At 59.9% G+C, this 24,372-nt stretch carries 25 protein-coding genes and 1 riboswitch; of the genes, 4 read left to right on the top strand and 21 right to left on the bottom strand.

The features are described from left to right. Window positions 1-31: 31 nt before the first annotated feature. From cobF to ACSQ83_RS17940, 4 genes are all read right to left on the bottom strand, one after another. Window positions 32-805, bottom strand: coding sequence for a precorrin-6A synthase (deacetylating) (gene cobF, locus ACSQ83_RS17925; protein ID WP_436229061.1), 774 nt, complete (start codon window positions 803-805; stop codon window positions 32-34). Between the two features lie 52 nt (window positions 806-857). Then, window positions 858-2,789 (bottom strand): TonB-dependent receptor domain-containing protein, encoded by a 1,932-nt coding sequence (locus ACSQ83_RS17930; protein ID WP_436229062.1) that lies wholly within the window; start codon window positions 2,787-2,789, stop codon window positions 858-860. Window positions 2,790-3,029: 240 nt separating this feature from the next. Further along, window positions 3,030-3,176 carry a hypothetical protein gene (locus tag ACSQ83_RS17935; protein ID WP_436229063.1) on the bottom strand — a complete coding sequence of 49 codons (147 nt, stop codon included), beginning with the start codon at window positions 3,174-3,176 and terminating at the stop codon, window positions 3,030-3,032. Window positions 3,177-3,222: 46 nt separating this feature from the next. Next, window positions 3,223-3,312, bottom strand: a riboswitch (adenosylcobalamin (AdoCbl) riboswitch). Window positions 3,313-3,520: 208 nt separating this feature from the next. Beyond that, window positions 3,521-4,537 (bottom strand): porin, encoded by a 1,017-nt coding sequence (locus ACSQ83_RS17940; protein WP_436229064.1) that lies wholly within the window; start codon window positions 4,535-4,537, stop codon window positions 3,521-3,523. 369 nt (window positions 4,538-4,906) lie between these two features. On the opposite strand from ACSQ83_RS17940, the gene ACSQ83_RS17945 reads away from it, so the two are divergent. Further along, entirely contained in the window at window positions 4,907-6,121 is a 1,215-nt protein-coding gene (locus ACSQ83_RS17945; RefSeq protein ID WP_436229065.1) for a winged helix-turn-helix domain-containing protein, read from the top strand. Window positions 6,122-6,135: 14 nt separating this feature from the next. Here the strand turns inward: ACSQ83_RS17945 and ACSQ83_RS17950 are convergent, their stop codons facing one another. From ACSQ83_RS17950 to phnG, 15 genes are all read right to left on the bottom strand, one after another. Next, window positions 6,136-7,023 carry a LysR family transcriptional regulator gene (locus ACSQ83_RS17950; protein WP_436229066.1) on the bottom strand — a complete coding sequence of 296 codons (888 nt, stop codon included), beginning with the start codon at window positions 7,021-7,023 and terminating at the stop codon, window positions 6,136-6,138. A 98-nt stretch (window positions 7,024-7,121) separates the two neighbouring features. Beyond that, a complete protein-coding gene (locus tag ACSQ83_RS17955) occupies window positions 7,122-7,922 on the bottom strand; it encodes an HpcH/HpaI aldolase/citrate lyase family protein (RefSeq protein WP_436229067.1) in 801 nt (266 codons plus the stop codon). Next, window positions 7,919-9,295 carry an MmgE/PrpD family protein gene (locus ACSQ83_RS17960; RefSeq protein ID WP_436229068.1) on the bottom strand — a complete coding sequence of 459 codons (1,377 nt, stop codon included), beginning with the start codon at window positions 9,293-9,295 and terminating at the stop codon, window positions 7,919-7,921. The genes ACSQ83_RS17955 and ACSQ83_RS17960 overlap by 4 nt, the downstream gene beginning before the upstream one ends. A 21-nt stretch (window positions 9,296-9,316) precedes the next feature. Further along, a complete protein-coding gene (locus tag ACSQ83_RS17965; protein ID WP_436229069.1) occupies window positions 9,317-10,495 on the bottom strand; it encodes a CaiB/BaiF CoA transferase family protein in 1,179 nt (392 codons plus the stop codon). 3 nt (window positions 10,496-10,498) lie between these two features. Beyond that, window positions 10,499-11,662, bottom strand: coding sequence for an acyl-CoA dehydrogenase family protein (locus tag ACSQ83_RS17970; protein WP_436229070.1), 1,164 nt, complete (start codon window positions 11,660-11,662; stop codon window positions 10,499-10,501). Window positions 11,663-11,690: 28 nt separating this feature from the next. Beyond that, the gene (locus ACSQ83_RS17975) at window positions 11,691-12,560 is read right to left on the bottom strand and encodes an FAS1-like dehydratase domain-containing protein (protein ID WP_436229126.1); all 870 of its coding nucleotides are present in this window, start codon (window positions 12,558-12,560) and stop codon (window positions 11,691-11,693) included. 265 nt (window positions 12,561-12,825) lie between these two features. Next, entirely contained in the window at window positions 12,826-13,827 is a 1,002-nt protein-coding gene (locus ACSQ83_RS17980; protein WP_436229071.1) for an aldo/keto reductase, read from the bottom strand. Between the two features lie 25 nt (window positions 13,828-13,852). Continuing rightward, window positions 13,853-14,065, bottom strand: coding sequence for a hypothetical protein (locus tag ACSQ83_RS17985; RefSeq protein WP_436229072.1), 213 nt, complete (start codon window positions 14,063-14,065; stop codon window positions 13,853-13,855). A gap of 196 nt (window positions 14,066-14,261) precedes the next feature. Then, window positions 14,262-15,395 (bottom strand): alpha-D-ribose 1-methylphosphonate 5-triphosphate diphosphatase, encoded by a 1,134-nt coding sequence (locus ACSQ83_RS17990; protein WP_436229073.1) that lies wholly within the window; start codon window positions 15,393-15,395, stop codon window positions 14,262-14,264. Further along, entirely contained in the window at window positions 15,389-16,201 is an 813-nt protein-coding gene (phnL, locus tag ACSQ83_RS17995) for a phosphonate C-P lyase system protein PhnL (RefSeq protein ID WP_436229074.1), read from the bottom strand. Before phnL ends, ACSQ83_RS17990 begins: the two co-directional genes overlap by 7 nt. Window positions 16,202-16,210: 9 nt before the next feature. Beyond that, the gene (gene phnK / locus ACSQ83_RS18000; protein WP_436229075.1) at window positions 16,211-16,999 is read right to left on the bottom strand and encodes a phosphonate C-P lyase system protein PhnK; all 789 of its coding nucleotides are present in this window, start codon (window positions 16,997-16,999) and stop codon (window positions 16,211-16,213) included. Beyond that, on the bottom strand, window positions 16,996-17,865 hold the full coding sequence (locus tag ACSQ83_RS18005; RefSeq protein ID WP_436229076.1) for an alpha-D-ribose 1-methylphosphonate 5-phosphate C-P-lyase PhnJ: 870 nt from the start codon (window positions 17,863-17,865) through the stop codon (window positions 16,996-16,998). The genes phnK and ACSQ83_RS18005 overlap by 4 nt, the downstream gene beginning before the upstream one ends. Further along, window positions 17,862-19,025, bottom strand: a complete 1,164-nt coding sequence (locus ACSQ83_RS18010; RefSeq protein ID WP_436229077.1) for a carbon-phosphorus lyase complex subunit PhnI — start codon at window positions 19,023-19,025, stop codon at window positions 17,862-17,864. Before ACSQ83_RS18010 ends, ACSQ83_RS18005 begins: the two co-directional genes overlap by 4 nt. Further along, the gene (gene phnH, locus ACSQ83_RS18015) at window positions 19,025-19,690 is read right to left on the bottom strand and encodes a phosphonate C-P lyase system protein PhnH (RefSeq protein WP_436229078.1); all 666 of its coding nucleotides are present in this window, start codon (window positions 19,688-19,690) and stop codon (window positions 19,025-19,027) included. The genes ACSQ83_RS18010 and phnH overlap by 1 nt, the downstream gene beginning before the upstream one ends. Next, window positions 19,690-20,190 carry a phosphonate C-P lyase system protein PhnG gene (gene phnG / locus ACSQ83_RS18020; RefSeq protein ID WP_436229079.1) on the bottom strand — a complete coding sequence of 167 codons (501 nt, stop codon included), beginning with the start codon at window positions 20,188-20,190 and terminating at the stop codon, window positions 19,690-19,692. Before phnG ends, phnH begins: the two co-directional genes overlap by 1 nt. 217 nt (window positions 20,191-20,407) lie before the next feature. Between phnG and phnF the strand changes: the two genes are divergently transcribed. Genes phnF through phnN form a run of 3 tightly spaced genes read left to right on the top strand, consistent with a single transcriptional unit; the run spans window position 20,408 to window position 22,475 of the window. Next, a complete protein-coding gene (gene phnF, locus ACSQ83_RS18025) occupies window positions 20,408-21,166 on the top strand; it encodes a phosphonate metabolism transcriptional regulator PhnF (protein ID WP_414953267.1) in 759 nt (252 codons plus the stop codon). After that, window positions 21,163-21,924: a DUF1045 domain-containing protein gene (locus ACSQ83_RS18030; protein WP_436229080.1), complete on the top strand. Its 762-nt coding sequence runs from the start codon at window positions 21,163-21,165 to the stop codon at window positions 21,922-21,924. The genes phnF and ACSQ83_RS18030 overlap by 4 nt, the downstream gene beginning before the upstream one ends. Next, window positions 21,921-22,475 (top strand): phosphonate metabolism protein/1,5-bisphosphokinase (PRPP-forming) PhnN, encoded by a 555-nt coding sequence (phnN, locus tag ACSQ83_RS18035; protein ID WP_436229081.1) that lies wholly within the window; start codon window positions 21,921-21,923, stop codon window positions 22,473-22,475. Before ACSQ83_RS18030 ends, phnN begins: the two co-directional genes overlap by 4 nt. 45 nt (window positions 22,476-22,520) lie before the next feature. Here the strand turns inward: phnN and phnE are convergent, their stop codons facing one another. Next, window positions 22,521-23,255 carry a phosphonate ABC transporter, permease protein PhnE gene (phnE, locus tag ACSQ83_RS18040; protein WP_436229127.1) on the bottom strand — a complete coding sequence of 245 codons (735 nt, stop codon included), beginning with the start codon at window positions 23,253-23,255 and terminating at the stop codon, window positions 22,521-22,523. A gap of 95 nt (window positions 23,256-23,350) precedes the next feature. Next, window positions 23,351-24,322: a phosphonate ABC transporter substrate-binding protein gene (phnD, locus tag ACSQ83_RS18045; protein WP_436229082.1), complete on the bottom strand. Its 972-nt coding sequence runs from the start codon at window positions 24,320-24,322 to the stop codon at window positions 23,351-23,353. Window positions 24,323-24,372 lie beyond the last annotated feature (50 nt).

Genomic DNA, 24,372 nt, shown 5'->3' on the forward strand with positions numbered 1-24,372 from the left:
TCCAAGCAGTCAGTAAGAAAGGCAAGCATCGTTAGTTATCCTCGCGACGCCTGTTCCTTCGCATCAGATACGTATCCATGATCCAGCCGTTTGCCCGGCGCGCTTCCGCTCGAATCCGTTCGATATCCCCGGCTACGTCCTTGAGTTTTCCCGACACCAGAATTTCATCCGGTGTGCCGATATAAGCCCCCCAGTAAATGTCGATGTCCTGATCCACGAAATGCTTGTAAGCGTTTTCGGCGTCCAGCATCACCACGACGCTGTCGACGTTGTCCGGAAAACCTTCGGCTATCCGCCTCCCGGTTGTGATCCCGATCGCCCCTCCAATGCTATTCAACGGTATCTTGTGCTGTGCTGCCAATGCCTGGATGCTGCTTATCCCCGGTATCACTTCGTACTCGAGATCGTGACCGCCCTTCCCGATGATCGACTCCATGATCCGGATCGTGCTGTCGTAAAGCGCAGGGTCGCCCCATGTGAGAAACGCGCCGCATTCTCCATCGGACATCGCGTCAGAGATCAATTGTTCGAAGACGGCCGCTTTGTCATCGTTAAGCGTCTCGACGCTCGCCTGATAATTCACAACGTCCCGTGCCCGCTCAGGACTGGTTGCTTCGGCGAAACGGTAGTCATTGCCCCTGATGAAACGACGGCAAATTTCCTTGCGCAACGCGATCAGCTTTTCTTTGGCAACGCCCTTGTCCATCACGAAGAAAACATCGACTTCGTTAAGCGCGTTGACTGCCTGCATCGTCACATAGTCGGGGTTGCCGGCGCCAATACCAATGATCAGGATTCGCTTCATAAACATGTCTCGATCAAGTGATGATGATAAGTAGTCGGAACGATCAAAACATTCAGAACGTGTATGCGGCCTTGCCGAATGCGGTCCGCCCCAACGTGTTGTAGCCGTATGCCGTCACGTACTGACGATTAAAAAGGTTGGACAAACTGGCTGACACGGTGAGATGCGAATTGACCTTGTACGCCGCACGCAGGCCAACGGTTGTGTACGACGGCAGGTAGGTTGCGTTGAACTGGTCGTCGTAGGTCGACCCGCCGTAAAGCAAGGATACGCCGGTGCTAAGCGCATGCAGATGGAACTCATCCCACGTGTGATCGACGTTCAGACTGACGGTCTGGCGCGGACGACGGTTAAGCCACGTCTGGTCGGTAACGTCCTGCGGATTCAAAATTCCAATCGCGAGACTGACAGGCGTCGAGTTGCCAAGCGTGCCCTTGTACGACAGGTCGATGCCCTGAATATGCGCGCGCCCTACGTTGACCGGGAGAAAAGTCACCGAGTCGTAAGTGATGAGGTCATGCACGCGAGTGTCATATACAGCGACGGTAAAGGTACCGAACGAAGTGGCGGCATCAAGCGCCGCCTCGACCGTGTCGCTGCGCTCAGGCAGCAGGTTCGGGTTCCCGAATCCCGGGTAGTACAGGTCATTGAAAGTCGGAAGCCGGAATGCGTTGCCATACGAAACGCGCGCCGTATAAATAGGGGTGATCGCATAAGCCAGAGCGACATTGCCGGTATTGACCGACCGTCCCTGAATGATCTCGTGGCGCCCGGCCAGGAACAAGGAAAACGCACCGAGCGTCATCGATTGATGGAGTGAAAACGCCGAATCGTTGCGTGTCGGCAGGCCCGTGGGAATATCAACTGGCAGGAAAGCTTGTTCACGGGTGAAGTCGTACGCGAGCTTGGTCTCGCCGGATACCGGCAGACTGAAGAGCGTGACTCCGCGTTCCTGATGGGTCAGCGAAGTCGACGTGCTGAGGCGCGTCGAGTCGATCTCATCGGTCGGAACGTCCGGGTCGTTCGCGTAGATGAACTGACGGTCCGTGGCGTAACCGACAGACTGGTCAAACTGCGTGTACGGCGTAATGTCCAGATGAAATGCAGCGCCAGTCGTCAGTTGATGATCAAGCTGACGGTTGTCGCCGCCAGCATTGTCGTAGGACAGATCGGACCGGTGATACAGCGCGAATGTGGAGATCGACCAGTCGCCGCGCGCATAGCCGAGACGCGCATCCACGTCCTGAGCATGGTACGGATTGCGGCCATCCTCATGACCGTAAGCGCCAGGCTGAGTTGCATCGATTCCCGCAGTATTGTAGTCGTGCAGGCCCAGCGAATAAGTCAGTCCGGACAGTGCCGAGAGCGGTCCCGTGGACGGAATACTGCCTGAGGTGCGGATCTGCGTATCGAATGTTTTGTTCGACCCGCCGCCTGTTGAAATCGTGGTCTGGTTGGGCTGGTTGGCTGCGTGGTTCGTGAAGAGTTGCACGACGCCACCCACTGCATCCGCGCCAAATGAAGCGGCCGCCGGCCCTGAAATCACTTCGACACGATCAAAGGCCGAGGTCGGCAGATCGGCCCACGCCGCTTGTCCCGTAGTCGACGAACCAACGCGGATACCATCGATGAATACCGCAACCTGACTGCCCGATGAACCGCGGATGCTGACGGAGGAAAGCGAGCCGGGGCCGCCGTTTTGTGAAATGGTCACGCCCGGCAGTGTTGCGAGGGCTTGCGTGATGCTCGGGTCACTGGGCGACAGGCGGTCGAGATCCGCGCGGGTGAGGACCTGTGTCGATGCATAGCGCTGATCGAACGATTGCGGCAAATGCTGCGTGTCACCAGTGACGACAATGTTGGGCAATGTGGCAGCGGACGGAAGCTGCTCCGGTTGCGGCAACGAGGAGTCGTCCGCTGCCTGTGCAACCTGCCATGCCGAAACCGTCAGCGCAGAGGTGAGGATGAAATAACGGAACTTCATACGGCGAAAACCTTGTTATGGGGAAGACTGTAGGCATGCTGCGAGCGCAAATGCAGCATGCCGGTTCTGGATGCCGGCACGACAAGACCCATGGTCTTTAGGGGGTCACTGCCCGGCCGCGGACGCCACGAGCCGATGCTATAAGTCTGCTTCGACTGGGATCATCCGATGAGCATGTACAGCGGTCAGGCATATTTCTCGAAGGAACCGATGGGGTTTGATCGCGAGGCCAATACCAGTTCATGCCTGAGCCGTTGACCTTGCCAGACGCGGCAAGCGGGCAACAGGTTCATCGACGCGAGGGTGACTCGCCGACGCATACCAAGCTGGGGAATCGAGGCAATGCCGCCTCGGCTGGATGCCCGGATGGCGGGCAGTATCGGTCATATGCTTATCTCCCGGGGAGTGCGCGCCCCAAAGTCGGAAAGAGGTATACGACGCCGAGGTCTGACTTCCGGTTTGCGCTGAAACCGGTCACAGTGGCGCGACCGCGCTGGATTTACACCAGCTTCCACGAGTCGTAAGCGCGCATTTTACTTCTGAAAACCCATCCGGCACTACCCAAGTGAGGGTTATTGGGTCATCGGCCTTGCGCCCGGCTGCGGCCATGTCCGCTTTCGACGCGCCTGTTTGTTCAAACTTTTTTCATTGCGACGCTGCCGATCGCGGAGACCGTTCGTTAAGAAAACATGTATGGACATGTATTGCACATGTCATGCCAATAACGACACCTAGAATTTATGAAACATCCCAATTGAGATGCCGTGCGGATTGGCGCCGGCATAGGCCAGCGGCAAGCCTGAATTCGCCGATCCGGCCAGCGTATAAGACGCCTGATTGTGGTTGGTCAGATAAGAAATCGTGCTGTATACGCTGGTATTTTTAGAGAGATCATACTGAGCCAGTGCGGCAATCTGATTCGCATTATTGCCAGCGGTGGTTTTATCATGCAACGCGGTATAGCCTAATGCCACGAATACACTCGGCGTGAATTGATATTTGCCGGAAACGCCGTAAACGTCCACATTCAGATTGATATTCGTCCATCTGCTGGCGGCCCAACTGGCGTAAATCGTGGCCTTCTGGATGGTGTACGAAGCGCCCGCTTCCATGGCGGTATCGGTCGAGGAATTACTGGCGTTTTTCACAGCCTGCCACGCCACCGTAGCGGCAATCGGCCCGCTGTTGTATTGAAGGTCGGCCTGATAGCTCGATCCTGCCGAGCGCAATCCACCCGCGTCGCCAAACCCGGCGTAGACGCCTGCCTGCAAGCCTCCGATGACCGGCGATTGGTACGAGACGGTATTACTCGTGCGCACAACATAGGTCATCATGTTGCTGAATCCGGACGCTTGAGTCGCGGCTCCAAATGCGTCCAGATAACCCTGATCGTAAAAGACCGGCGAGTTCTGGCGGCCCAGTCTCACCTCGCCCCAATTACCCGATAACCCGACCCACGCCTGCCGGTTGAACATCTGGCCGGCAGAAGCGAATGACCCGTCGTTTGGATTAAAGCCATTCTCGAGCTGGAAATTCACCTTGTTGCCGCCGCCGATATCTTCGGAGCCCTTTAGTCCAAAACGGCTGGCCCATTCGGAACTCGATCCAACGGCTGCGGTGTAATGATTGCCCGTGTTCACGTATTGAAAGAATTCATCCACGATACCGTAGAGCGTCACGCCAGAATCTGCGTGGGCATAATTACACGACAACAACGCTGCACATGCAGCGTATCGACCCAGCTTCATAACCCCCCCGGTGATAAAAATATCGGACGTGCCACGGCAGTGAACAAGTTACCTACCTATCCGCTTTAAAAAGTACATGTATGAACAGGATCAAAATGTAGGGTGCCATTTCTTCGCAGTCAAGCGATTTGAACGTAGGGGAAAATGCCTAGATGACGGCGAGAATAAGGGTGCATTTACGGGGCACCGCGTACTCCCTGCCCGCTCCTCGGCGCGGAACCGGGCGCCGAACGCTGATTCAGGACTGAAAGGTAAGCCTGGTCGTCGGCATGTTCGACGAATCCCGCACTGGTGCTTCGCCGTCGCGCGTCCCAGCCGGTCCTCTGGTAACGTATCCGGCCAACGTGCTTCCGCTCACGAACCCACCGTATGGAAACAATCCCCCTTTCGGCCGCTCGTACCCTGCATCTGATCGCACAAGGACTAGTTGCGCCGCCACGCCGCAAGGCGACAAAAACAGACGTGCTGGACGCAATTCGCCGCTTGGCGCAGTTGCAGATCGACACCATCCACGTGGTTGCTCGCAGTCCTTATCTCGTGTTGTTCAGCCGTGTTGGCGACTATCAACCGCAATGGCTCGACGAGCATCTGGCCGAGGGTTCCCTGTTCGAATATTGGTCGCATGAGGCCTGCCTGGTGCCCATAGAGGACTACGGTCTGTTGCGTCACCGAATGCTCGATCCCGTGGGGATGGGCTGGAAATACGCGGCGGAGTGGCATGAGAAATATCGTGAAGACATCGAGCGCCTGCTCGAGCAAATCCGTGAGAACGGCCCTATCCGCTCAGCCGATTTCGCTCGGGAAGGCGGCAACGGCGCGGGCTGGTGGGATTGGAAACCAGAAAAACGTCACCTGGAAGTGCTATTCGCAACCGGCGAGTTGATGGTCGCCGAGCGACGCAATTTTCAGCGGATCTACGACGTAACCGAACGCGTGCTGCCACAGTGGAATGATTCGCGCGACCTGCCACCTGTAGAAACGGTTTCGCAGGAACTGCTCAAGCGCGCGTGTCGGGCGCTGGGCATTAGCCGCGCCGACTGGGTGGCGGACTATTACCGCATGCCGCGCCGTCCGTATACATCGGCGTTACACGAGCTGGCCGATGCCGGTGAGTTGATACCCGTGCGCGTCGAGGACTGGAAGGCGGACGCGTTCGTGCATCGCGATCTGGCGGACAAGCTGGACGATGTGGTCGCCGGTCGCCTTGCTTCCACGGTGACCACGGTACTGTCACGATTCGATCCGGTGGTCTGGGATCGCAAGCGGGCGAGCACGTTGTTCGGATTCGACTACGTGATCGAGTGCTATACCCCTGCCGCAAAACGGAAATATGGTTACTTCGTACTCCCTATATTACATCGTGGACGCCTCATCGGACGGGTGGACGCGAAGGCTCATCGTACGCAAGGTATTTTCGAACTCAAGTCGTTGTATATCGAGCCGGGAGTGCGGGTGGGAACAGGCTTGACGGCTGATCTGCGCAAGGCTTTGCAACGTTGCGCGGACTGGCATAAAACCCCGCAGCTAGTGGCCGGCGCGGGCGTTCCCGCAGCGCTCGCTGCTGCATTGACCGGCGCTGCATGAAGGCTGGTCCAAGTTCACACCGTGCTCGTCAGCCGGTCGACCAACGCGCGTGCGAGCGGTGGCAGGTCTTTCATACTGCGCACGCAGATCTTGAGCTTGCGTTCGGCCCAAGGATCGTTCAAGCGAATCATGCGGATCTTCAAGGTCTTGCCGTGACGTATTGCCACCGACTCAGGAACGATGCCGATGCCAACGCCCAGTTCGATCATCCGGCATGCGGCTTCAAAATTGCCTACCTGGATACGCAGTTTCAGGCGCGCGCCCAGCGCGTTTGCAGCGGTGACAATGAACGCATGAATCGCACTGGTCGTTGGCAATCCGACGAAATTGTCGTTCAGCGTGCGAGCGAAATCGACTGATTTTTCGCCCGCTAGCGGATGATCCACCGACGTCACCAGCACAAGCCGGTCATCGCGATACGGCAGCATCTCGAGATGATCGGCATGCACGTTACCCGCGACGATGCCAATGTCCGTCGCACTCTCCGCCACGCCTTTGACGATCTCTCCGCTCAGCACTTCACGCAAGTCGATATTGATATCCGGGTGGTCGCGCAGAAAAGCGCTCAGTACGGAAGGGAGGAATTCGCTGATCGCGGTGGTGTTGGCCCAGATCCGCACATGGCCCTTTATGCCCTCGCCGTACTCCTGCATGTCGCCGGCCAGATGCTCCACGCGCTCCTGCACCAGGCGCGCATGATGCACAAACGCCTCACCCGCCGGGGTCAGCGTCATGCCGTGACTTGTCCGGTACAGCAGCTTGAAACCAAGTTGCTCTTCGAGGTTCTTGATACGGTTGCTCGCCGCGGGCGGCGAGATATGGCAGCGCTCGGCAGCGCGTGCGAGGTTCCTGGTGTCGGCCAGATTGACAATGAGCGTCAGATCGACGAAATCGAAATGCATGTCGGTGGCGGGCGGAAGTCCGCATAGCGGTCGCGGAAATGAACCGGGACTGCAATCTTAACGGACCACGAAACGCATCGCCAACAAAGCAAAATTTGCTACTGGTGCGCGTCCATTATTCGCCGTGCTTTCAGGATCACCGGCATATCGACCATCTTTCCATCGACGGCCACCGCGGCGCCGCCGCTTGCTTCCACCGCTTGCAGCACACGTTTCGCCCACGCCAGCTCCGCGTCCGTCCATGCATACGCGCGATACACGGCGTCGACCTGCTTCGGATGAATACAGAGCTTCGCGCCGAAACCGAAACGACGGCCGCGTCGTGCTTCGGACTCGATGAATGCGGAATCGTCCAGCACGGTCGAGACGCCATCGACTGGCGTGGCCAGGTTGGCCAATCGCGACGCGAGCACGATCTGCGAGCGAAACATATCGAGTTCCCCGCCGTCGCCCTCAATGTTCAAGTCGATCTGAAAATCCAGCGTGCCGAACACAATGCGCAGCACGCGCTGCGTCGCGCACAGCAGCGCAAGGTTAGCGAATCCGCGCGCGGTTTCCACGATCGGCAGGATGGTCAGCGACGGATGCGCATGCGCCAGCACCGTCTCTATCTGCTCGCGCGTTTCAGCTTTCGGCAATACGATGCCCGCCACGCCCGGATGACTCGCGATCGCCACTGCATCGTTGGCGAACCACTCGGTATCTGCTGCATTGATGCGCACGAACGCAGGACGGACTGCATCCAGGTGCGCGCGCACCGTCTCGCGGGCGCCCTGCTTTTCTTGCGGCTGAACCGCGTCTTCCAGATCGAAGATCACTGCGTCGGCACCGCTCGCGCGAGCCTTCTCGAAGCGCTCGGGGCGATTCCCCGGAACGAACAAATAAGAACGCTCGCTCATGCCCGCACATCCACTTCGAAGAGCGAACCAATACGTGTCTCCGATGCAATGCCCCACGCCGCATCGAGCAAACGCGATGCTTCCTCGTCCGACGCTGCGCCTGAAAATTCGGCAAGCCGGCGAAACTTCATGGCAATCTCGTCGCGCGAGAGCGTGTTGCCGGGGTCTCCCTTTGGTTCATCGACACACCCGGTCAGTTCGCGGCCATCGCGCGTGCGCACCGTGACCTTGCCGATCCAGCGCGCGGGATAAGCGCGGTCGACTTCTTCGTCGAAGACCATCTCGACCTTGCTGCGAAAATCGATGACGCGCGTCGAGGCATATTGTTCTTCGAACTCGGTAACGCCCGCATAACCGTGATACGCGACCAGCGCCAGTACGGTACCCATGTTGAACTTGGCCTGATGAACCGTCGTGGGCACGGTCACCGCGCCGAGCACATCGATCGCGCCTTGATGCACGCGCGCCGTCACGCGTTCGATGTCTTGCGGCTTGAGGCCATGCTCCGCCATTACTGCGAGCAACGCGTCAGCGGCGGGATGAGTGTGGCGACACGCAGCGTGATACTTGAATGAGGTTTCGGTGAGCGCCCAACGTTCGCCCAGGCGGTCGGTGAGGCGGGACGGGTCGGCGTCGGTGGACATGCCTGCCGCCATGCCCTTCTCGCCCTCCAGGATGCGCGTGGCGCCCTTGAAACCATCGGCCGCCAGCGTTGCAGCCATCAAACCGTTGGCGGACGCCATGGCCGTGTGAAGCTGTTTGGAATCGGCGGCGTCACGCAAGAATTCCCACAAGCCGCTCGCCTGCGTACCGGCCGAACCAAACGCGTCAAGCATCTGCACCGGCGACAACCCGAGCATTCGTCCCGCCGCGGCAGTCGCCGCCACGGTCCCTGCTGTACCCGTTGTATGGAAGACCTTGTAGTGGGAACGCCCGAGAAATTCGCCGATGCGTATCCCCACTTCGTATCCTGCTACCACGGCGGCGATAAAGTCTCGGCCCGACGCATGCGCCGCCTGCGCCAATGCCAGCGCGACAGGAAACACCACGGTTGCCGGATGAAAGACGGAGCCGTTATGCACGTCGTCCTGTTCCACGAAATGCGAGGCGGCGGCGTTCACCATCGCGGCGAAATACGGTGTTGCGCGGGTGCGGTCGATCAGCACTTCGGCTTGCCCGTTGCCGTTCGCGGCACCCGCCATGCTCGCAAATAACGCAATGCTTTCGACCGGCCGCGCGCCCTTGCCTCCGAGCGCCGACCCAAGCCAGTCGACGTACAAGTTCACCGCGCGCTCCACGACGTGCTGCGGAATATCGTCGAAGTGAAGTGATGCCGCGAAGGTCGCGAGCGTCCGGCTGAAATGATCGGTCATCGTAGTGATTGCCTGAAGAGTTTAGATGGTGCCCGTTTCGCGCAACGCCTGGATCTGCGAGGCTTCATAGCCGAGCTCTCGCAGGATGGCGTCGGTGTGTTCGCCCAGCGCCGGAACCGCGTCCATGCGCGGTGCGAAACCGTTCGGCGTGCCCGGCGGCAACAACGCGGGAATCGGTCCCGCCGATGTCCCCACCTCACGCCAGCGGCCACGCGACTCGAGTTGCGGGTGCGCCCAGACATCAGCCAGCGTGTTCATCTGCGCGTTGGCAATGCCGGCGGCGTCGAGCCGCTGCAACACCTCGGCTGCGGTCAATTTGCTGAACGCCGCGACAATCAGCGCTCGCAAGGCATCGCGTGACGCTGATCTTTTGGAGTTCGCGTCGAAGCGCGGATCGGCGGCAAGCGACGGCTGTTCAAGCACGCGCTCGCAGAACACTTTCCATTCACGTTCGTTCTGCAAACCCAGCATGATCGTTTTTCCATCTCCCGCCAGAAACGGGCCGTACGGATAGATGGTCGCGTGCGAAGCGCCGGATAAAGCCGGGGGACTTTGGTCACCAATTGCGTAGTACAACGGATAACCCATCCACTCGACCATGCTTTCGAGCATCGACACATCGATCCGGCATCCCTTGCCGGTGCGTCCGCGCAAAATCAATGCGCTCAGGATGTTCGAGTAGGCGTACATGCCGGCAGCGATATCGGCGATCGAACAACCTGCTTTCGCCGGCTCACCGGGTGAACCGGTAATCGACAGAAATCCGGATTCACTCTGGATCAGCAAGTCATACGCCTTCTTGTCCCGATACGGACCGTCAGCGCCGTAGCCCGAGATATCGCAGACAATCAGCTTCGGGTATTTCACGCTTAATGTGTCGTAGCCAAGCCCGAGCCGGTCCGCCGCGCCGGGTGCAAGGTTTTGCACGAGCACGTCGGCATCGGCGACAAGGGTATCGAGAATCTTCGCCGCTTCCGGTTGCTTGACATCGAGTGACAGGCTTTCCTTCGAGCGGTTCGTCCAGACGAAATGCGACGCGAGCCCATCGACACGTTCGTCATAACCGCGTGCGAAATCGCCCGTTCCCGGCCGCTCGATCTTGATCACGCGGGCGCCCAGATCGGCGAGCTGGCGCGTGCAGAACGGCGCGGCAATCGCGTGTTCCAGCGTAATGACTTTGATGCCGTCGAGTGGTCGCATGATTTAGAACGAGCGTGGCAAACCGAGGATATGTTCAGCGACATACGAGAGAATCAGGTTCGTGGAAATAGGCGCCACCTGATACAGGCGCGTCTCGCGGAACTTGCGTTCGACATCGTATTCGCAGGCGAAACCGAAACCGCCGTGGAATTGAAGGCATGCGTTCGCTGCTTCCCACGATGCGTCGGCCGCCAGCAACTTCGCCATGTTGGCTTGTGCGCCACAGGGTTCGTGGGCGTCGAAGCGACGTGCCGCTTCAAAGCGCATCAGGCTTGCCGCTTCGACGTTGACGAACGAGCGCGCGATCGGAAACTGCACGCCCTGGTTCTGCCCAATAGGCCGTCCGAACACGATGCGTTCCTTCGCATAAGCGGTCACCTTGTCGACGAACCAGTAGCCGTCGCCAATACATTCCGCCGCAATCAGGGTACGTTCCGCGTTGAGGCCGTCGAGGACATATTTGAACCCTTGCCCTTCTTCGCCGATCAGGTTTTCTGCGGGAATTTCCAGGTTGTCGAAGAAAAGTTCGTTGGTCTCGTGATTGACCATGTTCAGGATCGGCTGCACGGTCATGCCGTGTCCGATCGCCTCGCGCAAGTCGACGATGAAAATGGACATGCCTTCGGACTTGCGTTTGACATCGGCGAGCGGTGTTGTCCGGGCCAGCAAGATCATCAGGTCGGAATGCTGCACCCGCGAGATCCATACTTTCTGGCCGTTGATGACGTAACGGTCGCCGCGGCGCTCCGCGGTGGTCTTGATTTTCGTCGTGTCCGAGCCGGTGGTCGGCTCGGTGACGCCCATCGACTGGAGACGCAAGTCACCGCTCGCAATCTGCGGCAAATAGCGCTCTTTCTGTTGCGCCGAGCCATGACGCAGCAACGTGCCCATGTTGTACATCTGACCATGGCACGCGCCGGAATTGCCGCCGGCCCGATTGATCTCCTCCATGATCACCGACGCTTCCGTCAAGCCCAGTCCCGAACCGCCATATTCCTGCGGAATCAATGCGGCAAGCCAGCCGGCCTTTGTCAACGCATCGACGAAGGTTTCCGGATAATCGCGCGCTTCATCTATCTTGCGAAAATAGTCGCCGGAAAATTGCTGGCACAGGTCGCGAACGGCTTCCCGAATGTCCTGGAACTGATCGGAGTGAGTGGTCTGCATAAGGGCTTTTTAGATTTAGTTTTTAGTTTCAGGCGAGCGTAGCGGTAGCGCGCATCGTCAGGTAACCGTCATGGTCTTTGGCCCATAACTCGACAGTACGGCCGTCCTCCGACGGTTTGCCGCACACGGTGAACGGATTGGGCGCGAAGGTCGGGCTCAGCGCCCGGAACGCGAAGCTCGCGACGTTCGCATCGGGCAACTCGCGGCGCACGAGATCCACGAGCATTGTCGCGATCAACGGACCGTGGACGATCAGGCCCGGATACCCTTCTTCCTGCGTAACGTAAGGGTGATCGTAATGAATCCGGTGACCGTTGAAAGTCAGCGCCGAGTAGCGGAACAGCAACACCGGGTCAGTCGGAATTTCGCGGCTGAAGGATTCATCGACGGGCGCTGTGGCCGGCTCTTTTTTCGGTGCATTGGAAGCATCGGGAGCGGGTTCGTCGCGATAGACGATGTCGTGCTCCTCTTCGATTTTGAGCGCACCGTCCACTTCAATTTCATGCTGCACCGTCACGAACACGAGCCGGCCGGTACGACCCGTCTTGTCTTCGATATTCACAATGGTCGACGTGCGTGTCGCCTGTTCGCCAACCACCAGCGGTGCGTGAAATGTCAGGCGTCCGCCCGCCCACATGCGGCGCGGCAGCGGCACGGGCGGCAAGAAACCACCGCGCTTCGGGTGACCGTCGGGACCGGTCTCAGCCAGGGGCGAAACCGGTAAAAAATAGAGCCAGTGCCATAACGGTGGCACATTTTTCGTCTCTGGTTTGCGATTCACCGTAGCGGCCATGGCCGCCAGCGGGAACGCAGTGATGACGTCGTGGACGACTTGCGTTCTGTCCAGCCAGTCGTTGAAATTTTCGGTTGGAGCAGTTGGATAAGTTGAGTCGGGCACTTCGGGCACGATGGCGTCTCTCGTTGTACGTGGCAGCAGGATCGATCAGCAGCGTTGCAGTGAATGCAACTATGAACCCGTCTGCCCGTTTCGCGAAGTCGTGATTTCCGAAGCGGGGATTTTGTTTTACTTAACGCCCAAAACATTGCGCCTCGTGCGCGAGTCGGCGGAGGCCCGATCGCCATCGGCTGCTCGCCTTTCTACATGATCTGTCGTTCGGGCAGCACGAGAATAAGCCGCGTCACGCTGCCCGAATAAGCGGCTTCTAGTTTCCCAACGGCACCGGCGCATTTGCAGCTATCAAGCCATTCTGCTTGAGCAAAGCCCACAGGTCGGCAGGAATTTTGGCGGCCGCCAACGCGATATTCTCGCTAATGCGCGCGGGACGGCTTGCACCCGGAATAATGCCTGCGACCGCCGGATGTGCCAGTGAAAACTGCAGCGCCACCGATTTGATATCCACGTTGAACCGCCCGCAAATCAGCTTGATCCGCTCAACGCGTTCGATCATTGCTTGCGGGGCCTTCTGGTATTCGAAATGCTCTCCACCTGCGAGCAACCCTGAGTTATACGGGCCGCCCACAACAATCCCGAGACCTCGCGATTCGCACGCGGGCATCAGCTTTCCAAGCGCGGTTTCGTGATCGAGCAGCGTATAACGCCCCGCGATCAGGAAGCCATCGGGATCGGCGCGTTCAAGCGCGAGTTCGCAGGCTTCCACTCGATTCACACCCAAGCCCCACGCCTTGATCACCCCTTCTTCACGCAGCCGCGTGAGCGCTTTTGCAGCGCCGTTCATGGCGGTATCGAATACGGTCAGCCATTTATCGCCGTGAAAATCCTTCGCCGGATCGTGAATCCACGCGTAGTCGAGACGATCGGTTTTCAGACGCCGCAAGCTGTCTTCGATCGAACGCAGCGTGCCCTCCTCGGTGTAGTCGTACACAATCTTGTTCGGCAAGCCGTGTTCGAACAGACCGCCCTTTTCTCCCAGGTCACGCTGGGTAGGCGCCTCGAGTTCGTCCAGGATCAGGCGGCCAACCTTGGTCCCGAGCACGTACTCGTCACGCGGATGATTTGACAATGCCTCGCCCAGGCGGATCTCGGCGAGACCCGCACCGTAGAGCGGCGCGCCGTCGAAGTAACGAATCCCCGCTTGCCACGCGGCCTCGACCGTATCGAGTGCTTCCTGTTCGGGAATCTCGCGGAACATGTTGCCAAGCGGCGCAGTGCCGAAGCCAATACGATTTGGAATGGTGATGCGCATAATGAATTCCTGACAAGAAGTGGGTTTACAGGCCGCCGGGTTTTGCCGTGCCTAATGGGAATTGCGATTGAGATGTGAGGGGATCGCGGCGGTAGAGGCCGCTACTTGGCGCTGTCAGCGCGGCCAGCGGCGTCTCGCGCAGCAGTGAGGCCAGCAAGGGAGCGCCGCCGGCTACAGCGAGCGCGTAGAGGCTCGCGAGCAGACCGGTGGACGTGAAGATTGTCCGCGATAGTGCCAATGGCAATCGCGCTGACGGGCAGCGCGAGAAGAGCAAGCGACATGATGGTGACTCCCAAGCGATCTCGGGCGATTCGATAATTCGACGAACCGAAGCTTGCAAGTGTCTGCGCTTTGCTCTTTTTCAAAAACCCCGTGAAAGGCAGAAGACTCTTGATTAAGAGTCAACAATTACCGGAACAGCTCTCCCCCGACAATTACGCCACCCGTTGTCCTTCCAGGAACGTAGCCCGCGGAACCGGCAAGCGATCTGCCATGGCGACCCGCACGAAATCAGCCCTGAGACCGAGCGCAATCGCGCCGCGATCCGTCAGACCCGCTGCTTTGGCCGGCGCCGACGAGATCGTGCGAATAGCCTGGGGCAGCGACCAGCCGGCCTTATCGACGAGTTCGAACGTGGCGGTCAGCAAACTCGATGGCACGTAGTCCGACGACAAGATGTCGAGCAGCCCCGCGCGTGCCATCTCGAGCGCGGATACATTGCCCGAGTGCGAGCCGCCCCGCACGACGTTCGGCGCACCCATGATCGTCGCAATTCCGTGGTCCCTTGCCGCCTGCGCAGCCGCCAGAGTCGTGGGAAATTCGGCAAGGACAATACCGTCTTCCACGGCTTCCAGCACGTGCTCGACAGAAGTGTCGTCGTGACTCGCGAGCGGCAGGCCAAGCGCCTTGCAACGCGCCACGATCTCGTCGCGATGAACCCGCGCGTACCGCTGCTGGTCGCTAGTCAATTCACTCAGTACGGTGCTCGCGTGTTCATCGGTCCACTTGCCGTGGCGCTCCTGATATTTGCGCCATTGCACCGGATCGTGCCACTGGCGCTGGCCCGGCGTATGGTCCATCACGGAGACAAGGCGCAGCAGCGAATGCGAAACCAGCCCGTCGAATACGTCGAGTACATCCGCTGCCGCTATCTCGCATCGCAGATGCAGGAAGTGATCGACGCGCAGCATGCCGCTGGCCGTCAGCCGCTCGATCGAGCGTGCGCAGTTGGTCTGTATTTCCTTGCCGCGTACGCCCACGCCCCCGCGCGAGCCGATGCCGAGCGCATCGAAGACCGTCGTAATACCGGCCGTTGCAACCTGGGCATCGTGCACGAGGATGGCGGCGTCGTGATTCCATACCACGCCCGGTCGCGGCGCAATATGCTTTTCGATGTTGTCGGTATGCAGTTCAACGAGTCCGGGCAACAGATAATCACCGCCCCAGTCCTCCGCTTCCGCAACCGATGTCGTGCCGGGCGCTACTTCAGTAATGCGGCCGTCGGCGACTCGTACCACGCCTGTGAACTCTTCATCGCGAGTGACAATGCGCGCGTTTTTGATCAGCATGTCTGCAAGGTTTCCGTAATCGATGATGCCGAGGTCGCTGTTGTCGCCGAGTCTACTTGGCCGGCGGGAGCGTTCAGTTGGATCAGACGAGTCGTCACACGTTCACGCGTGTCCTCATCATGAAAAATACCGACAATTGCCGCGCCCCGCTCGCGTGCTTCCACGATCAGGTCCGCCACCACTTGCCGGTTCTCGGCATCGAGCGACGCCGTCGGTTCGTCGAGCAGCAGTAGCGGTTGTTCAGCAATCAGCCCGCGCGCGATGTTGATGCGTTGTTGTTCACCGCCAGAGAACGTGGCGGGCGCAAGCGTCCACAGCCGTCGCGCCACGTTGAGGCGTTCAAGCAACGCGCCCGCACGTGCCCGCGCTTGTTCTTCGTCCATGCCGCGTGAGATCAGCGGTTCGCTCACGAGATCAAGCGACGAGACCCGCGGAATCGCACGCAAAAACTGACTCACATAACCCATGGTAGACCGGCGCAAGCGGATTACGTCGTGTGGCAATGCATCGGACAGCGAAAGGTATTGCGATGACTGGCTTTCGTCGCGGATGGCGACCGTGCCGCGGGTGAGCAGATAGTTACCGTACATGCAGCGCAGCAACGTGCTCTTGCCGGCACCCGAAGGCCCCGCCAACACGACACACTCGCCGCGTTCCACATCCAGCGACACACCGCTCAGCGCAGCAATACGCACGCCACCCTGCTGATGCAGCGTAAAGGTCTTCTCGACGCCGCGCGCGCGCAGCATCAGCGTCGCGCGTTCGGCAAACGCAACTTCGTTGGAAAGATCGGCATTGGCATTCATTTTCGTACCTCAAACGGGCAGCACGGACGCAACCAACGTCTGTGTATAGGGATGTTGCGGGTCATCGAGCACCTGGTCGGTCAGTCCGCTCTCGACCACCCGCCCGTCCTTCATCACCATCAGACGATGCGCGAGCAAACGCGCCACACCAATATCATGCGTGACAATCAGGGCAGCAAGATGAAGCTTGGCGGTCAGCGTGCGAAGCAGGTCCAGCAGCCGCGCCTGCACTGACACATCCAGCCCCGCTGTGGGCTCGTCCATGAATACAAGGCGCGGCTTCGTGACAAGATTGCGCGCTATCTGAAGCCGCTGCTGCATGCCGCCTGAAAACGCGGACGGCAATTCGTCGATACGCGTGGCGTCCAGTTCAACCTGACTCATCCAGTCCGAGGCTGTTTCACGCAGACGTCCGTAGTGGCGTGCTCCGTTCGCCATCAACGGCTCGCCGATATTCGCCCCGGCCGACACGCCGTGACGCAGTCCGTCCCGTGCGTTCTGGTGCACAAAACCCCAGTCGGTACGCGCCAGCATCCGGCTGCGCGCCATGGGCAACGCGAACAGATCGAGCACGTCATTTTCGACGGTGCGATAGCGCAACGCGCCATCGTTCACGGGGGTTCGCAGCGCCAGCGCATTCAACAGAGTGGATTTGCCGGAACCGGATTCGCCGACGATGCAAAGCACTTCGCCCGGATAGATGTCGATGTCCACATCGACACAGCCGCCGCGGCCGTCATAGCGCTTCGTCAGTCCACGGCCGGTGAGCAGAGGGAGTGCGGGTGTCGATAAGTTCATGCTTCCTCCTGACCTGCGCGGCGTTCCTGGCAGTAGTCGCTGTCCGAACACACGAACATGCGCGCGCCCGCGTCATCCACAATCATCTCGTCGAGGAAACTCTCACGCGAACCGCACAACGCGCACTCGTGATCCCATTGCTGAATGGTGAACGGATGATCCTCGAAGTCGAGACTCCGTACCTTCGTATAAGGCGGAATTGCATAGATGCGGCGTTCGCGGCCTGCGCCGAAAAGTTGCAGCGCAGGGTTCATGTGCATCTTCGGGTTATCGAACTTCGGGATGGGCGATGGCGACGTGAGATATCGATCGTTCACGAGCACCGGGTAGTCGTAGGTGGTCGCAATGCTGCCGTGCTGCACGATGTCCTCGTAATACTTCACGTTGATCAGCCCATAGTCCGCCAGCGCGTGGAGCTTGCGGCTCTCGGCGACGCGCGGTTCGAGCCTGAATAGCGGCTCCGGCATGGGCACTTGATACACCAGGATCTGCGCTTCTGTCAGCGGCGTTTCCGGAATCCGGTGACGCGTCTGGATAATCGATGCATCCACCGTGCGCGTGGTGGTCGCAACACCCGCCGTGCGGGCAAAGAAGCGGCGAATATTCACGGCGTTAGTGGTTTCGTCCGATCCCTGGTCGATCACCTTCAGCGTGTCGCTGCGTCCGATGATCGCCGACGTAACCTGCAAGCCACCCGTTCCCCAGCCATACGGCAAGGGCATTTCCCGCGATGCAAACGGCACTTGGTGACCCGGCACGGCCACGGCCTTCAGCAGCGCGCGACGGATCATGCGTTTGGTTTGTTCATCGAGGTAGGCGAAGTTATAGCCTTCAGCCATGGCACTTTCTTCAGTACGCGCATTCATGCAGCGTTCTCCTCGCTGGGCTCGGGTTGCGGTTCATGCGCTTGATGTTTTTCCTGAGCAGCCTGTTCACGTTGCGCTTGTTTCTCGATGCCCGCACGCAGGCGCCGCAGCAATTCGAGTTCGGACTGGAAGTCCACATAGTGCGGCAATTTCAGATGCTGCACGAAGCCCGATGCCTCCACGTTGTCGCTGTGATAGAGCACGAATTCCGCGTCTTGCGTCGGCGATGAAACGGTCTCGCCAAGTTCTTGCGCGCGCAATGCACGGTCGACCAGCGCCATCGCCATGGCCTTACGCTCCGAGTGACCAAAGGCGAGGCCATACCCTTGCGTGAAGGTGGGCGGCACGTCGCCGCTGCCCGCGAACTGATTGATCATCTGGCACTCGGTGATGTCGATATCGCCAATCTCCACCGCGAATCCCAACTCTTCAAGCTCCAGTTCGACGGCGACTTCGCCGTAGCGAATCTCGCCGGCGAACGGATGCGAGTTTGCATATCCGCGCTGGGTCGCATAGCCGACGGCGAGCAGGAAACCTTCATCGGCACGGGCAAGGTTCTGCAAACGAACCGGCCGCGCGACTGGGAACATCAACGGCTCACGCGAGAGATCGCCGGGTTCGGGCGCGTCCGCGTGGATCTTTTCCTGCTCGATCAACCCTTCCTTGTCGAGGAGCGCAAGCACGCGCGGCATGGCTTCCTGCTCAGGTGCGATCTTCTTTGAGCTGCCGACGTTGGACGCGCGCGGACCGCCTTCCGCAAGCAAGCTGAAATCAAGCAGACGCTGCGTATAGTCGTACGTGCCGCCGAGCATCTGTCCGCCCGGAATGTCCTTGAACGCAGCTGAAATGCGCCGCTCCGCCAGCATGTTTTCCGTGTCGAGCGGCACCGTATAACCGAAGCGCGGCAGCGTCGTGCGATACGCCCGCAGCAGGAAAATGGCTTCCACCAGATCTCCGGCTGCCTGCTTGATCGCCAGTGCAGCAAGCTCTTCGTCGTAGACCGACCCTTCGGTCATCACCCGCGCAACCGCCAGCCCAAGCTGCTCGCGAATCTGGTCGACACCGAGTTCCGCGATAGCTTCATCGCCGCGCCGGTTGGCTGCGAGCAAGTCCCATGAACGTTCGATCGCGCGTTCACCGCCTTTGACTGCAACGTACATCAGGCCACCTCCACGCGAGTGGTGCGCGGCAGGCCGATGACCGATCCGCCGTGCACGAAATAACAGTCGATACCGCAAGGAAACTGGCTCGCCAATAACGCGCGCTCATGCCAGAAAGAAGGTGTTACCCCGGCGATACGGACCGCCTGGGAATCGCGAATGCCGGGGCCTCGCCATGTCATTTGCGGGCCCTCGTTAAGCGAGTCCACGCTGATGAACAACATGGCCGCGCTCTCCGGTGTCTCCGGATCACCCAGCGAAAATGCATCCAGCGGCGGCAATGACTGCGCATCGTGCAGATAGGCGAAGACCGCTTGCGCGTGATCGTTCGTCAGCGGCGCACCGGTATGAAAACGCAGCGCGTCGCTCAAGCCCCGATGCTCATGTTGCAGCAGCACGGGCGTCGAATAGTCGGCCAATGCGAGCAGCGCAGCGAACGCGGCCATGGGCACGTGGGCTGCGGCCGTGCCGCCGTCCTGCTCGAGGCTGGGCAGCACGGCGTCGATCGAAACAATCTTCCCGGGCCGCGACAGCGCGTCGAGCAGCGCACGGAACACGCCTTGCGAATCATGGACGGTGTCGTTGAAACCGGGAGTCAGGGTCGCGAGGTCGATGCTCGTGACGTCCGGCCCGCGCAAGTTGTTTGAAAGCTTGTCAGGTAACATCAATCGCCCCTTACCATCGTAAAGAATTCCACCTTGGTACCCGCGGCGCGAGCCTGTTTTTGCGCCCGGTTTTCAGCGATGCGCGCCGCGAGCGGCGCCAGCAAGTGCTCTTGCATCCGGGCTTCGAATGCAGGTGTTTGAAGCAGCGCGTCCGCCAGCGCGGCGAGCGTCGCTCGCTCCTTGTCGCGCCCCATATGAACCGCCATGCCGACCGCGGGTATCGCAGAATGGCCCTCGCCTGCCCGCAGCCGAAGCGTGGCACGCGTCACCGTCATTTCGCCCAGATTGAACGCGTCGCCGCTGCCGCCAACCCGTCCGCGCACCATGGCGAGACCGATATCGGGTGCGCGCAGCCAGTCGAATTCAGGCGGCGACGCACCGTCCAGCGCCGCATCAAGCGCGTCTTTCATGCAGGCCCGTGGCGTGCGCGCCAGGATGGCCAGCCACTCCCGCCGTGTGGCGGGACCGGAAGGCGCGGGCGTTTGCGCAGATGTACTCATGGTCTTACCTCGTCAATAAAGGGCGCTTGATTCAAGCCGCGTCCGTGATTTCATCATCCTGTCCAGCCTCAACGCTACTAGAATAGTCATCCGGTCGTCTAGACGTTTGTGCAACCGGTTAAATATTCTTCACAAGCGCCCTGCTTTCACATTTTCGCCATCGGCGGCGCACTACAATGCCGAAAACGATATTCAAACCGACAGGAATGACAGCGACATGACATCTAACGAAACTGGCACGCCGGGCCTGGCCGTGGAACGCGGCGCGGGCGTCGCGGTATGGCGTCAGATCGAACAGATTCTTTCGGCGGAGATTACGGCGAAGAGTTTCGGCGAAGACGGCCGCCTGCCGAGCGAGGCTGAGCTGGCCCGGCGTTTCGACGTCAACCGGCACACGGTCCGCCGGGCAATGCTGCGCCTGGCGGCCACCGGACTGGTTAGCGTCGAACAAGGACGCGGCACGTTCGTGCAGCCCGGTGCGATCGACTATCAGATCGGGCGCCGCACGCGCTTCACCGAAAACCTCCGGCGCAACAACCAGGCGTCCGTGGGCGTGGTCCTGTCCAGCGCGAAAGTAAAGGCTGATCCGGTGACCGCGAAAGCGCTCTCCCTTCGCGCAGGGACTTTCGTGTACGAGATCGAGACGCGGCATGATTCCGACGACGTGCCGCTGACCTATGCACGCAGTTGGTTCCCCGCCATGCGTTTCACCGACCTGCCCGCCATTCTGGCTGGCGTGGAAGGTGTCAGCGCGGCGCTGGTGGAATTCGGCGTGGTCGATTACACGCGTAAGTGGAGCCGTATCGGCTGCATCCTGCCCAGCTCGGACGTCGCGCGGCGCTTGCAGATCAATCGTGCGCAACCGGTGATGTGGGTTGAAAGCGTGGACGTCGATGAAGCCGGCGTGCCCATCAAGTACGGCATCACGCACTTCGCCGCCGACCGGGTGCAATTGCTGGTCGAGGACGGTATATGAGCGCCGAAGCGAACGACACCGTCCTGGACGCCTGGACGCCTGCTTCGCGCATCGCGCTTTACTACGCACCCGCGGCATCTTCGGCGTGGTGGCGTGCAGGCTGCGAATGGCTTGGCCGTGATGCCGAGACCGGGCTTTCGATTGAGACGCCCGAGGAAGCCGCCATTGCCGCACTCGGGCAGACCGTTGCCGCGCTGACCGGCTCACCACGCCGATATGGCTGGCACGGAACGCTCGTCGCGCCTTTTCATACTGCCGAGGGTGTTACGCCGCAGCAGGTGTTGTCGGAGGCGCGCGAGTGGGCCAGCCACGTTACCCGGTTCGATGCACCTCTCTCCGCCGTCGAGATGGGCCGCTTCGTCGCGCTGCGGGCCACGCGCGCAGATGACGACGAATCCATCCGCCGCGTTGCTGCCAGCGCGCTGTACGCACTCAACTCGCTGCGTGCACGTGCTTCGGCAGAAGATGCCGAACGACGCCTCGCGTCAGGCTTGAGCGAGCGGCAGCAGACCCTCTTGCATGAATGGGGCTACCCCTATGTGCTCGATGAATTCCGCTTTCACATGACGCTCTCCGATGCACTTGATTCAGCGTCCGTGCGTGCAGCCATTGTCTCGCTCTGGCAAACCCGCGCTGAAACACTTGGGGCTCTTCCCTTCCATGGGGCGGCGCTCTTTGTTCAACCGCAACCGGGTGCGCCTTTCACGTTATGGCAGCGCCTGCCCTTTGGGAATACCCGCTCCGAGGCCTTTGAATGAGCATCGAAACCGGTCGGCTGATCTACGTAATGGGACCGTCGGGTGCCGGCAAGGACTCCTTGCTCGGCTTCGTTCGTGAGCGCATCGGCGCGCAGGTTATGTTCGCGCATCGCTACATCACACGTCCCGTTTCCGATGGCGAAAATCATGTCGCGCTGAGCCACGAGGAATTCGCCGCGCGTCTGGCCAGCGGCGTTTTCTCGATGCATTGGGAGAGTCTCGGACTGCACTACGGTATTGGCGTTGAGATCGATGCGTGGCTCGCGCGCGGGTTGCCGGTGGTGGTGAACGGATCGCGCCAACATGCACTGGCTGCGCTCGAACGTTATCCGTTCACGCAGTTTGTCCACATCCACGCGAGTCCCACGGTTCTGGCAGCGCGGCTCGAGCGGCGCGGTCGCGAAGATTCGCGACAGATGGAAGCACGGCTTGCCCGTCAGCCCGTCATGTCGCTTCCTGAGCAAGCGCGGCTTGTCACCATCGATAATTCGGGTTTGCTGTCCGAAGCGGGTCAGCAACTACTGGCAACGATCAGTCAGCCCGATCAGTAAGCCGCGGTAAAAAAAGAACTGGCCGGCATGAGCCGGCCAACACACTCAAATCACACGCTCACGAAGCCACGCGGACCCCAGGTCGATCAGCGTGACGATCACAATCACCATCAGCAGCACGGCTGACGTTTGCGCATAATTGAACGAACGAATTGCTTCGTACAATACAACGCCAATCCCGCCTGCACCGACCATGCCGACCACCATCGCCGAGCGTACGTTCGATTCGAAACGGTACAGCGCGTAAGAGATCCACAGCGGCAAAACCTGCGGCAGAACCCCGTATAGCACTTCATCAAGACTGCTTGCGCCCGTTGCGCGTACGCCTTCCGCCGGCCGCGCGTCGATGGCTTCAACTGCTTCGGCGAACAGCTTCGCCAGCACGCCGGTTGTATGCACCCACAGCGCGAGCACACCGGCGAACGGGCCGAGACCCACCGCGACAATGAAGAGCATCGCGAAGACCATTTCATTGATCGCGCGGCATGAATCCATCACGCGTCGCACGGGCTGGACGATCCACATCGGTGCAATGTTCGATGCCGACAGCAGCCCGCACGGCACCGCGCACACCAGTGCGAGCGCCGTGCCCCAAACAGCCACCGCCAGCGTGACGATCATCTCGTGAACGTAGGTGCGCCAGTCGGCGAAGTCAGGCGGGAAAAAGTCCTTGCCGAACTGCAGCATGTTGCCGGAGTCGCTGAAGAGATCGAGTGGACGCATGTCGGCGCTGCGCCAGGACAGGCCGAGAACCGCCACGACCACTAACCATCCGGACATGGACAACCAGCTTCGCTTGGGCTGCCCCAGTTCGAGCTTCAGCGGCAGCGAACCCTCTCGCGCGCTATTGAGGGAAAAGGCGTTGGCGTTGTGCTTCACTTCGCCGCCACGCTATCCAGTTGCGCGAGCTTCTGGTCGAGCGCCGCGATCTGCGATTTCTTGTCCGAGTCGGACATATGTTCGTCGTTCTGAACCTGCTGCTTCTTTTGGAACAAGGCCATTTGACGGATCGGGATGAGCTGCGCATCGGTGGAATCCGTGAAGCCCGACAAGCCCGTGATACCCGCCATGATCGCTTGTTCGCGCGGATCGCTCTGCGCGTAGTGATCGAAGAAGTTACGCAGCTTGTCCTTGGTCGCTTGCGGCAGGTCACGACGCCATACCAGCGGGTCCGACGGAATCAGCGGCGACTTCCACAATACCCGCACCTGCTTGAGCAAATCAGGGTGATTTTGCCTCAGCGTCTCGACCATGTCGGTGTTGTTCGTCGCCACGTCGACACGGTTATTCACTACAGCAAGCATGTTCGCTTCATGGCTCGACGGCAGCACGCTCTTGAAGTCGCTGCGCACCGAGATGCCGTTCTTCGCGAACAGGTAATACGACGGCACCAGCGTGCCCGAGGTTGAGTTCGGATCGCCGAAACCAAGGTTGATGTCGTGCGTGTTTTTTAGCACCTGGTCGACGGTCTTCCACTTGCTGTTCACGTTCGTGATCAGCAGCGAGTAATAACCCGCTTCGCCGCTCTTGTACTTCACCTTCGCGAACACTTCGCCATTGCCGCGATCCACCGCTTCGATCGCGGAGGCGTTGCCGAAGTAGCCGATCTGCACTTTATTAAAGCGCATGCCTTCGATAATGCCGGCATAGTCGGTTGCGAAGAACGGCTTGACGTCGAGACCGGTCTGTTTGTTCAGGTCGTCGATCAGCGGCTGCCAGCGCTGCTTGAGCGCGGACGAATTGTCGGTCGAAATAATGCCTAGGTTAAGCGTTTCGGCGCGTACCGCCTGCGTGACAAAACAGGCAGCAAGGGCCACACCGGCCAGAAGAAAACGGGCTGATTTCATCGAATAAGTCCAGGTTTAGGAGTGTTCAAAGCGGGAGATTCAAAGACACA

Source organism: Caballeronia sp. LjRoot29 (assembly GCF_964252755.1).
Lineage (GTDB): Bacteria > Pseudomonadota > Gammaproteobacteria > Burkholderiales > Burkholderiaceae > Caballeronia.

What these genes read in the sequence shown, in the direction of transcription:
- phnE (WP_436229127.1), bottom strand. Translation starts at nt 23,255, where the DNA reads ATGTCCGGATGGTTAGTGGTCGTGGCGGTTCTCGGCCTGTCCTGGCGC.
- phnG (WP_436229079.1), bottom strand. Translation starts at nt 20,190, where the DNA reads ATGAGTACATCTGCGCAAACGCCCGCGCCTTCCGGTCCCGCCACACGG.
- phnF (WP_414953267.1), top strand. Translation starts at nt 20,408, where the DNA reads ATGACATCTAACGAAACTGGCACGCCGGGCCTGGCCGTGGAACGCGGC.
- ACSQ83_RS17970 (WP_436229070.1), bottom strand. Translation starts at nt 11,662, where the DNA reads ATGCAGACCACTCACTCCGATCAGTTCCAGGACATTCGGGAAGCCGTT.
- cobF (WP_436229061.1), bottom strand. Translation starts at nt 805, where the DNA reads ATGAAGCGAATCCTGATCATTGGTATTGGCGCCGGCAACCCCGACTAT.
- ACSQ83_RS17990 (WP_436229073.1), bottom strand. Translation starts at nt 15,395, where the DNA reads ATGCTGATCAAAAACGCGCGCATTGTCACTCGCGATGAAGAGTTCACA.
- phnK (WP_436229075.1), bottom strand. Translation starts at nt 16,999, where the DNA reads ATGAACTTATCGACACCCGCACTCCCTCTGCTCACCGGCCGTGGACTG.
- ACSQ83_RS17945 (WP_436229065.1), top strand. Translation starts at nt 4,907, where the DNA reads ATGGAAACAATCCCCCTTTCGGCCGCTCGTACCCTGCATCTGATCGCA.
- ACSQ83_RS17955 (WP_436229067.1), bottom strand. Translation starts at nt 7,922, where the DNA reads ATGAGCGAGCGTTCTTATTTGTTCGTTCCGGGGAATCGCCCCGAGCGC.
- ACSQ83_RS17950 (WP_436229066.1), bottom strand. Translation starts at nt 7,023, where the DNA reads ATGCATTTCGATTTCGTCGATCTGACGCTCATTGTCAATCTGGCCGAC.
- phnH (WP_436229078.1), bottom strand. Translation starts at nt 19,690, where the DNA reads ATGTTACCTGACAAGCTTTCAAACAACTTGCGCGGGCCGGACGTCACG.
- ACSQ83_RS18030 (WP_436229080.1), top strand. Translation starts at nt 21,163, where the DNA reads ATGAGCGCCGAAGCGAACGACACCGTCCTGGACGCCTGGACGCCTGCT.
- ACSQ83_RS17935 (WP_436229063.1), bottom strand. Translation starts at nt 3,176, where the DNA reads ATGACCGATACTGCCCGCCATCCGGGCATCCAGCCGAGGCGGCATTGC.
- phnN (WP_436229081.1), top strand. Translation starts at nt 21,921, where the DNA reads ATGAGCATCGAAACCGGTCGGCTGATCTACGTAATGGGACCGTCGGGT.
- ACSQ83_RS17930 (WP_436229062.1), bottom strand. Translation starts at nt 2,789, where the DNA reads ATGAAGTTCCGTTATTTCATCCTCACCTCTGCGCTGACGGTTTCGGCA.
- ACSQ83_RS18010 (WP_436229077.1), bottom strand. Translation starts at nt 19,025, where the DNA reads ATGTACGTTGCAGTCAAAGGCGGTGAACGCGCGATCGAACGTTCATGG.
- ACSQ83_RS17960 (WP_436229068.1), bottom strand. Translation starts at nt 9,295, where the DNA reads ATGACCGATCATTTCAGCCGGACGCTCGCGACCTTCGCGGCATCACTT.
- ACSQ83_RS18005 (WP_436229076.1), bottom strand. Translation starts at nt 17,865, where the DNA reads ATGAATGCGCGTACTGAAGAAAGTGCCATGGCTGAAGGCTATAACTTC.
- ACSQ83_RS17980 (WP_436229071.1), bottom strand. Translation starts at nt 13,827, where the DNA reads ATGCGCATCACCATTCCAAATCGTATTGGCTTCGGCACTGCGCCGCTT.
- ACSQ83_RS17940 (WP_436229064.1), bottom strand. Translation starts at nt 4,537, where the DNA reads ATGAAGCTGGGTCGATACGCTGCATGTGCAGCGTTGTTGTCGTGTAAT.
- ACSQ83_RS17965 (WP_436229069.1), bottom strand. Translation starts at nt 10,495, where the DNA reads ATGCGACCACTCGACGGCATCAAAGTCATTACGCTGGAACACGCGATT.
- phnL (WP_436229074.1), bottom strand. Translation starts at nt 16,201, where the DNA reads ATGAATGCCAATGCCGATCTTTCCAACGAAGTTGCGTTTGCCGAACGC.
- phnD (WP_436229082.1), bottom strand. Translation starts at nt 24,322, where the DNA reads ATGAAATCAGCCCGTTTTCTTCTGGCCGGTGTGGCCCTTGCTGCCTGT.